This is a genomic window from Leifsonia xyli, assembly GCA_001647635.1.
GTDB classification, from domain to species: domain Bacteria; phylum Actinomycetota; class Actinomycetes; order Actinomycetales; family Microbacteriaceae; genus Leifsonia; species Leifsonia xyli_A.
Genome location: CP014761.1, coordinates 1 through 14,189, shown reverse-complemented (window position 1 = coordinate 14,189; position 14,189 = coordinate 1). Strand labels below are relative to the sequence as shown.

Below are 14,189 nucleotides of genomic sequence, written 5' to 3'. Positions count from 1 at the left end.
TTAGTTTCGTCGCATGAATCGACTCCGCATCCTCCGCAGCCCCTCTCCGGCCCCTCGTCCCCGGCGCTTCGCGTACCGGGTGCCGTGGAGGGTCGACCGCAGCGCCGCACCGCACTACCGGCTCGTCAACGAGGGGCGCGAGACCCTCACGGGAGTGACCGTCAGCATCGCCGGGGGCTCCCGTCTGCGCGTCAGCGCGCCGAGCTCCATCGCGCCGGGCGAGGCGGTGCGCGCCAGCGTCGACGGCGCGGAGCCCGCCCGCGACACGGTGCTGGTGGTGCGCTGGTTCCCGCCGGACGGCCGCGAGTACCTCTGGCAGCTCAGCCTTTGAGGTCGCGCCCACCGACCCGGGCGGTCTCGCCGCCCGGGTCGGGCACGGCGTCACGGCCCGCCGCGCCGCGCTACCGAATGCCCGCATAGACCGCATATTCGGCGGGGAACGCATGAGGTGCACAGAAGGGGGCGCTCCTGCTCTGGCCTGCCCTCGGCGCAGCCTCTGTACTGGAAGCACCATGAAAGACCCTGTCGCCCCGGCCGCCGCTCTCCTCGGCGAACGCATCCGTCGCGCCCGCCTCGACCTCGGGCTCAGTCAGGAGGCGATCGCGGGCCTCGCGGCGATGCACGTCACGAACTTCGGCAAGATCGAGCGCGGCGCGGCGAACCCCAGCCTCCTCACCATCGTCCGGATCGCGACCGCTCTCGGCACCGACGTCGCCGCGCTGACGCAGGACATCACGCGCGAGCACCTGCCGCCGGACCATCGCGTGCACTCCGCGCGCGAGTACCTCCGCGAGCGTCGCCGCCGCTCGCGCGGTTCACGGTGAACAGCGTGGCGGCCGTGGCATCGATGGCGCTCACGGATAACCGGCCTACACTCTCCGGTGATGGCCAAGAAGCAGCAACCGATCATCTCCGTCACCGGAGGCCCGCAGCGCGGCGGCGACACCCCGCGGGCTCTCAACACGACCCTGGACCGCTTCCTCGGCATCCAGCGCCCCGCGGTGCTCGCCCACCTGCGCAGCCTGCGACGACGGCACCCCGAGGCGACGGCGGACGACCTGGCACGCATGCTCGAGCGGCGCTATGTGGCGGCGGTGACGAGCGGCGGCGCGGCGGTCGGCGCCACGGCGGTCATCCCCGCGATCGGCACGGGCGTCACGCTGGCGCTGTCGGGCCTCGAGACAGCGGGATTCCTGGAGGCGACCGCGCTGTACGCGCAGTCGATGAGCGAGCTGCACGGTATCGCGGTCGACGATCCGGAGCGCGCGCGGGCCCTCGTGCTCACCATGATGCTCGGCCGCGAGGGCTCCGACCTCGTGCGCCAGCTCGCCGGCCAGTTCGGCGGCGGCGGGGTCACCCGCACGGCGTACTGGGGCGAGCTGGTCACCTCGACCCTCCCCTCGATGGTCGTCGGTCCGCTGGTCGACCGGCTCAAGAGCACCTTCATCCGCCAGTTCGCGGTGCGCGGCGGCGCGAGCATCGTCGCGCGGGCGATCCCGTTCGGCGTCGGGGCCGTGATCGGCGGTGCAGGCAACAACATCCTCGCCCGCCGGGTGGTGCAGAACGCGCGCCTCGCCTTCGGACCCGCGCCCATGATCATCCCCGAGGTGCTCACCCCGGTCGAGGGGCCGGGCGCCGTGCGACGGCTGGGAGCCGCGACCGGTGGTGGTGCGGCGCGCTTCGGCCGCGCCACCGGCGACGGCGCTGTGCGCTTCGGGCGCGCCACCGGCGAGAGGGCCGCGCGCGTGGGCAAGGCGCTCCGCGGCGCGCTGCCGCGACGCGCCTCGACGGACGACGACACGGCTGAACCGAGGGCCCTCGAGCCGCTCCCCCGTCCGGACGACGACACGGCGTCCGAGCAGGCGGCGGGGTGACCCGGCGGCGTCCTCAGACGATCGGCGGGCGACCGGCGGCGGTCATGCGGGCGATGGTCCGCCAGCGCAGCGGGCGGCGTTCGCCCGGATCGGAGCGCCAGCCCTCGGCCCAGCCGCCGAACCAGGCGCGCAGCACGGCGGGCTTCCGGAACCAGCGGAGCAGCTGGATGCCCGTCCACGACCCGACGTAGAGCGGGACGAGCACCGCGGGCAGGTTTCGCCGGGCCAGCCAGACCCGGTTCCGGGCGTTGAGCCGGTAGTAGTACGAGTGCCGCGTCGGCGAGACGGACGGGTGCTCGGCGACGAGGTCGCCGGCGTACCAGACGCGCTTGTCCTGGTCCCACACCTTCCACGCCAGGTCGATGCCCTCGTGGGCGTAGAAGAACGGCGCCGCCCATCCCCCGGCGCGCTCGAACACCGCGCGGGGCATGACGATGACCGCCTCCAGGACGGCGAACACGTTGCTCGACCGCTCCGGGTCGCCCTTGCGGATGCGCGGGATCCAGCGGCGCGGAGCCGGCCCGCCGTCGGGCACTCGCAGCCGCGGCTGCAGCATCCCGATCGCGGGGTCGTCGCGCAGCTTCGCCACGGCGTCGGCCAGGAACGTGGGCGACGGGATGTCCGCATCGTCGTCCAGGAAGAACAGCCACTCCCCCGACACCAACGGCACGCCCGCGTTCCGCCCGGCCGGGATGCCGACGTTCTCGGGAAGAGCCAATGAGCGCACGCCCGCCGGAAGCGACGGGTTCGCGGTGGCCGGGTCCCAGCCGTTGCCGACGACGACGATATCCGTCACCACGCCCTGCTGGGCGAGCACGGACTCCAGTCCGCGGCGCAGCTCGGTCGGCCGCGTGCCCTGGGTGAGCACGACGACCGCGACGGCGGGCAGCTCAGCCACGGACCCGCCGCGACGCCATGATGGTCACGAAGTGGCCGACCAGCGCCAGGATCGACAGCGGCACCAGCGCGCTCAGCAGGATGCGGTCGGCGAGCGTCGCCCCGATGAACAGCCCGACGATCGAGAAGACGAAGATCAGGATGGTCAGCTCGACCGAGTGGTACAGCCGGTGGAACGGCAGGAACTTCGCGGCCCGGCGCAGCGTCGCCACGAGGCCGTGGGTCGGCGCGTACTCCGACTGGGTGTCGGCGAGCTTCGGCAGACCGGCGTTGGCCCGCGCCACGCGCACCATGTCGTTGAGCGCCTTGTTGAGCACGATCACGAGCGCGAGGAGCGTTCCGAGGTTGGTCCAGAGGAAGTCCTGCGGCGCCTCGAACGGGTATCCCGCCGCGCGGATGCCGAGGACGATCGCGATCAGTGTCTCCGTCGAGTAGTGCCCGACGTTGTCGAGGAAGATCCCCGCCGGGGAGGAGGTGCCGCGCCAGCGGGCCACCTCGCCGTCGCAGCAGTCGACCAGCATCTGCAGCTGGCCGAGCACGAGCGCGAGCGCCGCGCCGGCGATGCCGGGGATGAGCAGCGCCGCGGCGGTCGCCCATCCCGTCAGGATCATCAGCCCGGTTACGCCGTTGGCCGAGATCGACGTCTTCAGCAGGAACCAGGTCAGGTACGGAGACAGGTTGCGCAGGTACAGCGACGCCGTCCAGTGCTCCGCGTTGCGGCGACCGCGCACCTCGGGGGGCTGCGCGACCGCCCGCAGCTCGGCGATCGAGGACGGACGGGCGCCGTGCGCCGCAGGTCCGGGTGCGGTCATGCCTACCTTCCCGTGTGGGCCGTGATGTTGCGGGTGAGCGACAGGTATCCGAGGACGAAGCCGATCCCCCAGCTGAAATGGATGCAGGGCAAGACTACGAGAAACCACAGGAACGGGCGAAAACCGTCGCGCCGCCCCCACAGCACCGCGGAGACGATGACGATCAGCGCGTAGAACGCCGGGATCGCGAAGCCCCACAGCAGCCAGGGGGTGGCGCCGAGCAGGGCCTGCACGATGCCGGCGATGCCGAGCAGCGTTCCGACGACGACGCCGATCACCATGACCGGCGGCGCGAAGTAGCGGAGGCCGTTGGACGCCGGGAAGCGGCGCGCCAGTTCACCGCGCCAGATGCCCGTCGAGAACATCTGACGAGCCAGCCGGTACACGTTCGGGCGCGGCCGGTACGTCACCTTCAGGCGCGGGGTGAACCAGACCGTGCCGCCGGCAGTGCGGATACGCCGGTTGAGCTCCCAGTCCTGCCCGCGCTTGATCTCCTCGTCGAAGAGGCCCACCTGGAGCAGGCGGTCGCGGCGGAAGACGCCGAGGTACACGGTCTCAGCGGGCCCGGCCTCGCCGCCGACGTGCAGCTTGGTGCCGCCGAGGCCCACCCGGCTGCCGTAGGCGCGCGCCACGGCGCGCTCGAAGTCGGTCGTGCCCTGCGCGTCCATCAGGCCGCCGACGTTGTCGGCCCCGGTCGCGAGGATCGTCTCGACGGCGACGCGGGCGTAGTCCGGCGGCAGGACGCTGTGCGCATCCACCCGGACGACGACGGGGTACCGCGACTCCCGGATGGCGAGGTTGAGGCCGGCGGGCGTGGAGCCGACGACGTTGTCCACCACGCGGATGCGGGAGTCGACGGCGGCGAGCTCCTCGACCAGCTCGGTGGTGCCGTCGATGCTGGGGCCGAGGGCGATGGTGACCTCGAACGGCCCGGTGTAGTCCTGGGCGAGGAGGCTGTCCACGGCGGCTCGGACGTGGGTGGCCTCGTTGAGGACGGGCATCACATACGAGACACCCGGGAGGGTGTCAGCGCTTTCGTCCGTCATCTGGTCCTTCGGTGTCGCGGGTCGGCGTCGAGCCTATCAGCCGGGCCTGCGCCGGAGCCGGGAGCGCCCGGACGGCGGAAGGCCGCCCCGCGGCTGCGGGACGGCCTTCCGTGAGGGGTGCCGGTCATTCGGCCGGGAGCGACCCCAGCGTGACCGACGCGGTCTTGGTCTGGCCGCCGCGGATGTACGTGACGTCGACCTTGGCACCCGCCGCCTCCGCGCGCACCTGCGCGGTGAGGTCGGTGGCGTCGGTGATCGGGTGGTCGCCGAAGTTCACGACGACGTCGCCCGCCTTGAGGCCTGCGCCCGCCGCTGCCCCGCCACCGGTGACGCTCTTGATGAGGGCGCCGACCGTGGTGGCCTTGGCGTCGCTGCTGGCGTCGGCCACCGAGGCGCCGAGGAGGCCGTGCGTGGCCTTGCCGTCCTTGATGATCTCGTCGGAGATGCGCTTCGCCAGGTTGGACGGGATGGCGAAGCCGACCCCGATGCTGCCGGACTGGGAGCCGTCCGAGCTGGAGCCGCCCGCGCTCGCGATCGCGACGTTGACGCCGATCAGCTCGCCCTTGCTGTTGAGCAGCGCACCGCCGGAGTTGCCCGGGTTGATCGACGCGTCGGTCTGGATCACCGGGAGGGAGATCGTGCCGGTGCTCTGCGTCTGCTGCTGCTGGGAGCCGGAGCCGCCCTGGTCGGGGAAGTTGAAGTTGAACGGGTTCTGGCTGCCGCCGCCGCTGTTGGAGTCGTCCTTCGGCGCCGCCGAGGAGGCGATGCTGATGGAGCGGTTGAGGGCCGAGACGATGCCGTCGGTGACGGTGCCGGAGAGTCCGAGCGGCGCGCCGATGGCGACCGTGGTGCTTCCGACGTTGAGCTTGCTGGAGTCGCCCCACGAGATCGGGGTCATGCCGGAGGCGTTGTCGAGCTTGATCACGGCGAGGTCGGTGGTCGGGTCGGTGCCGACGACCTTCGCGGTGTAGATCTTGCCGTCGTTGTCGGTGACGGTGACGCTCACGTTGCTGGCCTGGCCGTCGAGGGTGACCACGTGGGTGTTGGTGAGCACGTAGCCGTCCGAGGTCAGGACGATGCCGGAGCCGGTCCCGCCGGAGCTGGACGCGGTGACCGAGATGGTGACGACGCTCGGGGACGCCTTCGCGGCGACGGCCGTGACCGTGCTCGCGTTGTTGGCGTCGTTGACCGTGATGTTCTGAGGGCCGGACACCGTCTTGATCGTGGCGTTGCCCGCGTCGGTCGCGGCGAAGATGCCGACGCCCGCGCCGGCGCCGGCGACACCGCCGACGAGCGCGCCGATGGCGAGGGTCGCGATGATGAGGCCGGTGTTGCCGCGCTTCTTCTGCGCCGGGGGCGTCGCGGTCGCGGTCGCCGCACCGGGAGGGGTGGCGTAAGCCTGCTGGTGGCCGTCGGCGCCGTAGGGCTGCTGGCCGTAGCCGGCGGGCTGGCCAAACGCGCCGTTCCCGTAGTGCGGCTGCTGCGGGTGCTGTCCGTACGGCTGACCGTAGGGCTGGCCGTACGGCTGCGGCTGAACCGGCTGGGTCGGCTGCGTGTGCTGGACCGGCGGGACCGGCGCGGTCGGCTGCTGTGCCGTCGGCTGCTGCGCGGTCGGCTGCTCCGCCGTCGGCTGCGCGGCCGGGGTCGCGGGGGCCGCGGGCTGCTGCGCGGCCGGGGTGGCGTGCTCGGAACCGGCGGCAGCATCCACGACCGCGTCCGTGTCGGCGTCGTGCTGGGAGTTCGCGGGCTCCGGGGTGTTCGGGGTGTCGGTCATGGTGTTGCTCCTTCCAAGCACGAACAGCTTGGGATGCCAACCTGAGCGTTCTATTTGCCGATGCTGTGGACGACCTTCTGCAAGTCGATGACTCTCCACAACGTATCCGATGGGTCCGATGCGAGTAAGGCCGTAGCGTGTCCGTATGACGATTTCGGGAGGCTGGACGCGCGCGGCGCGTGGCGCGGGACTGCTCGGCGCGGACGGCACGGTGCGGCCGACGATCTTCGCCGAGATGAGCGCCCTGGCGGTGCGGACCGGCGCGATCAACCTCGGCCAGGGCTTCCCCGACGAGGACGGCCCCTCCGAGGTGCTGGAGGCGGCCGTCGCGGCCATCCGGGACGGCGAGAACCAGTACCCGCCGGGCATCGGCATCCCCGATCTCCGGCTGGCGGTGGCCGAGCACCAGCGGCGGTTCTACGGGCTCGAAGTGGACCCCGACCGCGAAGTGCTGATCACGGCGGGTGCGACCGAGGCGATCGCCGCCTCCCTGCTCGCCCTGGTCGAGCCGGGGGACGAGGTCGTCACGTTCGAGCCGTACTACGACGAGTACGGCGCGGTCATCGCGCTGGCGGGCGGCGTGCACCGCACGGTCCCGCTGGAGCCGCCGGCGTTCCGGCCGGACCTCGACCGCCTCCGCGCGATCGTCACCGACCGGACGCGCGTCATCCTGGTCAACACCCCGCACAACCCCACCGGATCGGTGCTCGACCGCGAGACGCTCACTGCGGTCGTGGAGCTGGCCGAGCGGCACGACGCGATCATCGTCACCGACTCGGTGTACGAGCACCTGACCTTCGGCCCCGAGCACATCCCGATCGAGAGCCTCCCCGGCGCCCGCGAGCGGACGATCGCGATCTCGTCCGGTGGAAAGACGTTCAACACCACCGGATGGAAGGTCGGCTGGCTGACCGCGCCTCCCGAGCTCGTGACCGCGGTGCTGGCGGTCAAGCAGTTCCTCACGTTCGTGAACGGCGCCCCTTTCCAGCCGGCGATCGCGGCCGGTCTGCGGCTGCCGGACTCCTACTTCTCCGGGATCGCGGCCGCGCTCGCGCACAAGCGAGACCTGCTCTCCGACGGGCTGCGCGCCGCCGGATTCGGAGTCTTCCCCTCCGACGGCACCTACTTCGTCGTGGCGGATGCGGCGCCGCTCGGGTTCCCGGACGCGGTGGAGCTGTGCCGCGCGCTGCCGGAGCTGGCCGGCGTGGTCGCCGTCCCGCTCGGCGCGTTCGCGCGCGACGAGTACGCGGCGCGCACCGCATCCCTCGTCCGCTTCGCGTTCTGCAAGCGCACGGAGGTGCTGGAGGAGGCCGCGCGGCGGTTGGCGGCGATCAGAGCGGCGTGACGCCGTACCGGCGGAGCCTCAGGGCGGGGTTGCGCTCGCGCACCTCGCGCACCCGCGCGGACGACACCTCGGCGACGGCGACGCCTGTGGTCTCGCCCAAGCCCGCGATCGTCACGCCCATCGGGTCGATGACGGCGCTCGCGCCGACGCCGATCGCGGGCGGATGGTCGGCCGCTGCGACGTAGAGCGTATTCTCGATGGCGCGGGCGGCGAGGAGGGTCGTCCAGTGGTGCTCCTTCAGCGGTCCGCGGACCCACTCGGCGGGGACCGCGACGAGCTCCGCCCCTGCGTCCGCCAGGCGCCGCGTGACCTCGGGGAACCGCAGGTCGTAGCAGGTCTGGAGCCCGACCACGATCCCGTCGACCGCGAAGGTCTGGGGCGCGTCCAGGTCGCCCGGGACGACCCACTCCGACTCCTGCGCGCCGAACGCGTCGTAGAGGTGCTGCTTGCGGTAGGTCGCCACCACATCCCCAGCGGGATCGACCGCGACCAGGGTGTTGGAGAACTTGTGGGGCACGTCGGTCTTCTCGACCAGGCCCGCCACGACCCACAGGTCGTGCTCGCGCGCCGCCGCGGCCAGCGCGCCGACGAAGTCGCCGTCGAGTGTCTCGGCGTTGCGGGCGAAGGACGCCCCCAGCGGGTCGACGAAGTAGGAGGAGTACTCGGGCAGCACCACCAGCCGCGCGCCGCGCGACGCCGCGACCGCGATCAGCCCGGACACCACATCCCGGTTGTGGACGCGGTCCTCCCCCGGCGCGAACTGCACCACCGCTACGGCGATCGTCCGGTCGTCGATCGTCAGCTCGGCCGGACGGTCGTCGCTCACTTCGTCACCTCGGCCCGCGGGATCGCCTCGGTCACCGGCTGCGGCGTCTCCACCGGCAGCACGATGCTGATCGAGGTGCCGACGCCCTCCTCGCTGGCGATGTCGAGCCGGCCGCCGTGGGCGGTGACGATCGCCTTGGTGATGGTCAGGCCCAGCCCGACGCCCGGCACCGCGTTGCGGGTGGCCGTCGAGGCGCGGAAGAAGCGCTGCGAGAGCTGGCTGAGCTCCACCGCCGGGATGCCGATGCCGGTGTCGGTCACGGCGATCACGGCCTGCTCGCCGTCCGGCCGCAGCGCCACGGTGACCGTTCCGCCGCGTGGTGTGAACTTGAGCGCGTTGGAGACGAGGTTGTCGACCGCTTGCCCGAGTCGCACCGGGTCGCCCCGCACCTCCACCGGCCGATCCGGGACCTCGCTCACCAGGGTGACGCCCGCGTTTGCGGCCACCGGAGCCGACGACTCGACGGAGGTCGACACGACGCCGCCGAGGTCGACGTCCTTGATCTCCAGCGGGAAGCGCCCCGACTCCACCTGGGCCGTGAAGAGCAGGTCTCCGACCAGGCGCAGCAGACGGTGCGCGTTGCGTTCCGCGACGCCGAGGTACTGAAGCTGCTCCTCCGAGAGCGGCGACTCGTCGTCGTCGCGCATGAGCTCCAGATAGCCGAGGATCGAGCTGAGCGGTGTGCGCAGCTCGTGCGAGATCAGCCCGACGAACTCGTCCTTCAGCCGGGCGAACTCGCGCGCCTGGGTCATGTCGGTGGCCACGAAGATGAAGCCGACGCGGTGCCCGTTCTCGTCCAGGCGCGGCGTCGCGGCGACCTGCACGGCGACGCGCTTGCCGTCGGGACGCACGTACGTCCAGTCGCGCACGTCCGCCGATCCGGCACGCACCGTGTCCACCAGCGCGGAGAAGTCGTCGATGCTCGACACGGTCGTGAACCGCGCGTCCATCTCCTGGAGGCGCTGCTCCAGCTCCTCGTGCAGGTGGAAGTCGATGACGTGGTGCTTGCCGTCGAGCACCTGCTTCTCGGTCAGGCCGAGCATCTTCTCGGCGCCCGGGTTCCACACGTCGATGAGGCCGTCGAGGTCGGTGCCGATGACGGACTGCTCGGTGACGGCGTTCCAGATGCTCTGGATGAGTCGGTTCGCGGTCTTGAGGCGCGCCTCGTTCAGCACCAACTCGTCCTGCGCTACGACCGCCTGCGCCAGGAGCGCCTGCTGCTGCTCCGCCGACTCGTGCGCGGCCTTCACCTGGAGCCGCATCCGGTGCGCGATCTCGTTGATGACGATCGCGACGATGAGGTAGATCAGCGGGGAGAAGAAGGCGCGGACGACATCGCCCGGCGTGCGCGCACCGCCATCGATCACCAGCGGAGCGAACAGCACGATGAACGTGCCGACCGCCGCGATGAGGATGTTGACCCTCCCCTCCTCGGTCGCGATCCAGACGAAGGGCAGCAGGGTGAGCACCGCGAACGGGGAGACGGACGAGCCCGTCCCCAGTCTCAGCAGGGCGACCGCGAGCAGCGACAGCACCGGCACCACGACGGTCCACTCGCTGTGGAACCGGCGCCACGGCACGACCGCAGCAAGGACGGACGCGATGGCGACGAGCCCCATCCCGCCCCAGAACAGCGGCACGTTCGTCACGGGCACGCCGTTCGGGATCAGGGCGATGATCGCCGCGATCGCGAAGCCGGCGATCGTCGGCACCTGCTTCATGAACGCCGACGGCGAGTCGATGGGGATGCGACTCAGCCAGCGGTCGATGGTCATGCGGGCTCCTCCAGCTCGAGCATCTCGCGGATGCGGGCCGACAGCACGCGCGGGCTGAACGGCTTCACGATGAAGCTGTCGGAGCGGTCGGCCACCACGCCGTGGTCGGTCAGCAGCTGCACCGAGGCGGACACCATGAGGATCAGCGTGGACCGCGTCAACTCGTCCGAGCGGATGGCCTCCGCCACCTCCACCCCGTTGAGGCCGGGCATCGAGATGTCGAGGACGGCGAGGTCCACATCCCCCGCACGCACCGCGTCGAGCGCCGCGCGGCCGTTGTCCACGGCGGCCACGATCTCGACGCCGGCGCGCGTGGCGGCGATGGTCATGAGCCCGCGGATGTCGTCGTCGTCGTCCGCGATCACGACGCGCTTGGCGCGGGCGTCGGCGTCAGACATGGAGGAACACCACCCGCACCACGATGATCGCCGCGCACACCAGCACCGCGATCCCGGCGTACAGCGGCAGGCGGAACTCCCAGCGCCGATTGCGCTCCAGCTCGTCCTGGATGCGCTCGCGCAGCTCGGACGACGGTTCGACGGGACTCATCGTGCTCCCTCCTGCTGCGTGGGACGCCGTTCGGCGCCCACCTGCGCGGCCGCCGCCTCCAACAGGGCGGGGACGCGCTCGTAGCGTCCGACGTCGGACGCCACGTGGCTGTCGGTGGAGGCAACGATACGCGCACCGGCGTCCAGCAGTGCTGCGATAGCCGCAGGCCCCGGGCACGCCCACTTCTCGTTGACCTCGACGATCGTGCCGGTGGCGGCGGCGGCCTCGGCCCAGGCGAGCAGGCGCTCCGGGCCGAGCTGCGCCTCGTCCAGCCCGATCTTGGGGAGGATCGAGAACCAGTGCGCCAGCTGGGCGTTCCGGGTCCGCTCCATCGCCCGGATGCTCGCCTCGATGAGGAGGTCGAGCACGTCGTCCTCCGAAAGGCCCGCGTCGAGCTTCTCGCGGGTCGCTCGCGGCGACCACGGCCCGTCGGTGCCGGGGAACTGGTGGTCGCCGATGACGACCGCGTCCACTCCCCCCGGGCCGACGACCAGGTCGGCGGGCGTGTCGACGGCGCCGGACGCGTCCAGCAGCTTCGCCTCCACTCCGGTGAGGACGGTCAGCCCGTCGGGCACGCGCTCGGCGGCGACGGCGGCGAGGAACTCGGGAACGTAGGTCGTCGAGGCGCGCACGTGGTCGGTGAGCCGCACCGTGCGGAGACCCGCCGCCGAGGCGGCCGCGATGTTCTCGGCGAGTGTGCTCTGCGCGTCGTCCGAGAACGTCGAGTGGACGTGGAAGTCGCCCAGCAGCAGGGCGGGAAGGCGGTCGGCCTCGGTCCCGCTCACTCCTCGGGTCCCTCCGTGTGCGCGGCGTTCTCGGAGACCAGCACGTCGGCGGGACGCAGGAACACGTCCTCCAGGAAGCGCACGTTGGCGAGCTCCTCGAAGTCGACCGCGGACGACACCGGGCGGCCCAGCACCAGGTCGAGCAGGAGCGACGGCATGTCGACCCCCGACGCGATCGTCAGCGGCATGGCGCCGGGAAAGCGCGGGTTGACCTCCAGCAGCGCGGGCACGCCCTCGGTGCTGTAGCGCAGCTGCACGTTGGCGACGCCGGTGAGCCCGATCGCCCGCGCGACGGCTGCGGCCGTGTCCGAGAGCTCAGGCCGGCGGACGGTGCGGCCCGCGATCGAGACGCCGGAGTCGACCCGCTCGCGCGAGCGCGGCACGGCGGCGATCACCTCGCCGTCGAGGCCGGCGAGCACGTCCACCGAGAACTCCTCACCCGGCAGGTTCTCCTGGATGATGATGCTCTCGTCGGTGCCGAGCGCCTCGAGGGCGGCGCGATCCGGAATGAGGCGCACACCGCGCGAACCGGCGCCGGAGCGGGGCTTCACGATGACCGGGAACGTCCAGTCCGCGGCCACGCCTTCCGGGTTCAGCAGCCGGGTCTCAGGGATGCGCGCCTTGCCCGCGACCCGCTGGACCAGCGCGAACTTGTCGAGGCAGGTGACAAGGGTGTCGAGGGTCGGCGCGGCGAGCTTCGTCCCGACGGCCTCCAGCTCGTCGCGTCGCGCGGCGAGGCCGGGCAGCTCGACGTCGACCGTGGAGAACAGCACGTCGATGCCGTCCTCGCGGCTCATGCCGATGAGCGCATCCACGAACCCGTCGGAGCGTCCGGGCGGCACGATCCGTCGGCGGTCGGCGGCGACGAGGTAGAGGCCGCTGGCCCAGCCGTCCATGTCGGCGGCGAACACATCCACGTCGTCCCGCGCCAGCAGGGAGCGGATCACCGCGACGCCGGCGGGGCCGCCGGCGCCCGTGACCAGGACGCGGATTCGTTCGGTGTCGGTCATTCGGCTGTCCTGTTCAGTCGGGACGGGTAGCGGGCGGAGTTCTCGAGCGAGGAGGCGGGCACCGAGATGTCCGCGGTGTCGCGCATCACCTCCAGGGGCTCGCAGTTCTTGCCGCCGCCGAAGCGCGACCAGTAGCGTGCGGTGGCGAGCACGAAGTCCGGCTCGAGGTAGGCGCGCAGCTCGGTCTGCGAGCGGAAGCAGTCGATGAGCCGCAGCTTCGTCTCGGTGAAACCGTCGATCGGGACGAACCGGGTCGGCCGGAAGTCGATCGTGGCGGACGGGCTCTGGTAGCAGCAGACCGTGCGAACGCTGCGGTCGCGACATTCGTGGCGGCGTGGACAGCACGGTGGTCCTGGTGCCGGTCGTGCGACGAGTGGGTGTAGACGATGTCCGGCTGCACCTCCGCGACGACGCGCTCGATGATGCCGACGGTCGGGTCGGCGGCGGAGATCTGAGTGTCCTCGAGGTCCTCGAGAAACAGCCGGGCGCCCAGGAGCTCGGCCGAAGCGAGGGACTCGTGCTGGCGGTCGTCCGCATCCCCGCCACGGGCTCCGCGTGACATCGTGAGGATGACGACCTGGTTGCCGGCGTCGCGGTGGGCCGCGAGGATGCCACCGACCCCGATCTCGACGTCGTCGGGATGCGCGCCGATGGCCAGCACGACCTGCTGACGCTGCGCGGCGCGCTTGACACGTCCTTCGGCGGCGAGGCGGTGACGATCGACACCAGCTCGGCGGAGGCGACGGGCTTCGTCAGGAACTCGTCCGCCTGGGCGCGCAGCGCGGAGACGGCGTAGTCGACCGAGACGTGGGCGGTCATCACGACCACGGGCAGGCCCGGATGCTGGCTGCGCAGCTCCTTGAGGAGGTCGAGTCCCGAGATGCCGGGCATCTCGATGTCGGTGATGACGAGGTCGGGCTCGAATTCGTCGATCGTCCCGAGGGCGATGGACGGATCGGTGACGGCGATCGCCACCGCGTCCGCGCGCTTCTCCAGCACGGTCTTCATGAAGAAGGCCACGTCCGGGTCGTCCTCGACCACCACCACCCGGAACTTCGTCACGGCACTCGCCATCGCATCCCCTTTTCTGGACACGACTCTAGTAGGACGACCGGTCCACACGAGAGGACGCGCCGGGCGGTGTTCGCGATTTCACGCGCCTCGAAAGCCGTGCTAGTGTTTCATCTTGTGCCGCGGGTGGAGCAGCTCGGTAGCTCGCTGGGCTCATAACCCAGAGGTCGCAGGTTCAAATCCTGTCCCCGCAACCGAAGGCCCTCTGATCAGGGATTCTCTGATCAGAGGGCCTTTTTTGTGCCTGGCTTCGACCGCGAGCGCTGTGCGCTCAGCGGTAGAGCGGGGAGCCGTCCGGGGCGGCCGGGACGGGGGTTCCGTCCACGAAGGTCGGCCATGCCAGGCGGTCCGTCGGTGCGAGCGCGGTGAAGTCGGGTCGGCCGTCCGGGCCGGCCGGGACGGGGCGGCCGTCGAGCAGGCGCGGC

At 71.5% G+C, this 14,189-nt stretch carries 12 protein-coding genes, 1 tRNA gene and 2 pseudogenes; 5 read left to right on the top strand and 10 right to left on the bottom strand.

What is annotated here, in order from left to right; all coding sequences use genetic code 11:
• Window positions 1-13: 13 nt before the first annotated feature.
• The 3 genes and pseudogenes from A0130_00075 (at window position 14) to A0130_00065 (ending at window position 1,781) form a co-directional block, all read left to right on the top strand.
• Window positions 14-331: a hypothetical protein gene (locus A0130_00075; GenBank protein ANF30293.1), complete on the top strand. Its 318-nt coding sequence runs from the start codon at window positions 14-16 to the stop codon at window positions 329-331.
• Between the two features lie 181 nt (window positions 332-512).
• A complete protein-coding gene (locus tag A0130_00070; GenBank protein ID ANF30292.1) occupies window positions 513-824 on the top strand; it encodes a transcriptional regulator in 312 nt (103 codons plus the stop codon).
• A 60-nt stretch (window positions 825-884) separates the two neighbouring features.
• A pseudogene (locus tag A0130_00065) lies at window positions 885-1,781 on the top strand (hypothetical protein).
• A 106-nt stretch (window positions 1,782-1,887) separates the two neighbouring features.
• Here the strand turns inward: A0130_00065 and A0130_00060 are convergent.
• From A0130_00060 to A0130_00045, 4 genes are all read right to left on the bottom strand, one after another.
• Window positions 1,888-2,772, bottom strand: a complete 885-nt coding sequence (locus A0130_00060; GenBank protein ID ANF30291.1) for a glycosyl transferase — start codon at window positions 2,770-2,772, stop codon at window positions 1,888-1,890.
• Window positions 2,765-3,583, bottom strand: coding sequence for a transferase (locus tag A0130_00055; GenBank protein ANF30290.1), 819 nt, complete (start codon window positions 3,581-3,583; stop codon window positions 2,765-2,767). Before A0130_00055 ends, A0130_00060 begins: the two co-directional genes overlap by 8 nt.
• A 2-nt stretch (window positions 3,584-3,585) precedes the next feature.
• The gene (locus A0130_00050) at window positions 3,586-4,629 is read right to left on the bottom strand and encodes a glycosyl transferase family 2 (GenBank protein ANF30289.1); all 1,044 of its coding nucleotides are present in this window, start codon (window positions 4,627-4,629) and stop codon (window positions 3,586-3,588) included.
• Window positions 4,630-4,753: 124 nt separating this feature from the next.
• Window positions 4,754-6,403 (bottom strand): serine protease, encoded by a 1,650-nt coding sequence (locus A0130_00045; protein ANF30288.1) that lies wholly within the window; start codon window positions 6,401-6,403, stop codon window positions 4,754-4,756.
• 145 nt (window positions 6,404-6,548) lie between these two features.
• Here A0130_00045 and A0130_00040 point away from each other — a divergent pair, with 145 nt between their 5' ends.
• Window positions 6,549-7,748, top strand: a complete 1,200-nt coding sequence (locus A0130_00040; GenBank protein ANF30287.1) for an aminotransferase — start codon at window positions 6,549-6,551, stop codon at window positions 7,746-7,748.
• Here the strand turns inward: A0130_00040 and A0130_00035 are convergent.
• The 6 genes and pseudogenes from A0130_00035 to A0130_00010 form a co-directional block, all read right to left on the bottom strand.
• Window positions 7,735-8,574, bottom strand: a complete 840-nt coding sequence (locus A0130_00035) for a hydrolase (protein ID ANF30286.1) — start codon at window positions 8,572-8,574, stop codon at window positions 7,735-7,737. The two genes, A0130_00040 and A0130_00035, sit on opposite strands and share 14 nt — an antisense overlap.
• On the bottom strand, window positions 8,571-10,349 hold the full coding sequence (locus tag A0130_00030) for a PAS domain-containing sensor histidine kinase (GenBank protein ID ANF30285.1): 1,779 nt from the start codon (window positions 10,347-10,349) through the stop codon (window positions 8,571-8,573). Before A0130_00030 ends, A0130_00035 begins: the two co-directional genes overlap by 4 nt.
• A complete protein-coding gene (locus A0130_00025; protein ID ANF30284.1) occupies window positions 10,346-10,747 on the bottom strand; it encodes an AraC family transcriptional regulator in 402 nt (133 codons plus the stop codon). Before A0130_00025 ends, A0130_00030 begins: the two co-directional genes overlap by 4 nt.
• Before the next feature lie 147 nt (window positions 10,748-10,894).
• The gene (locus A0130_00020) at window positions 10,895-11,683 is read right to left on the bottom strand and encodes a histidinol-phosphatase (GenBank protein ID ANF30283.1); all 789 of its coding nucleotides are present in this window, start codon (window positions 11,681-11,683) and stop codon (window positions 10,895-10,897) included.
• Window positions 11,680-12,693 carry a biotin carboxylase gene (locus tag A0130_00015; protein ID ANF30282.1) on the bottom strand — a complete coding sequence of 338 codons (1,014 nt, stop codon included), beginning with the start codon at window positions 12,691-12,693 and terminating at the stop codon, window positions 11,680-11,682. Before A0130_00015 ends, A0130_00020 begins: the two co-directional genes overlap by 4 nt.
• A pseudogene (locus tag A0130_00010) lies at window positions 12,690-13,767 on the bottom strand (histidine kinase). Before A0130_00010 ends, A0130_00015 begins: the two are co-directional and overlap by 4 nt.
• Window positions 13,768-13,885: 118 nt before the next feature.
• Here A0130_00010 and A0130_00005 point away from each other — a divergent pair.
• Window positions 13,886-13,961, top strand: a tRNA-Met gene (locus tag A0130_00005).
• Window positions 13,962-14,189: the final 228 nt, after the last annotated feature.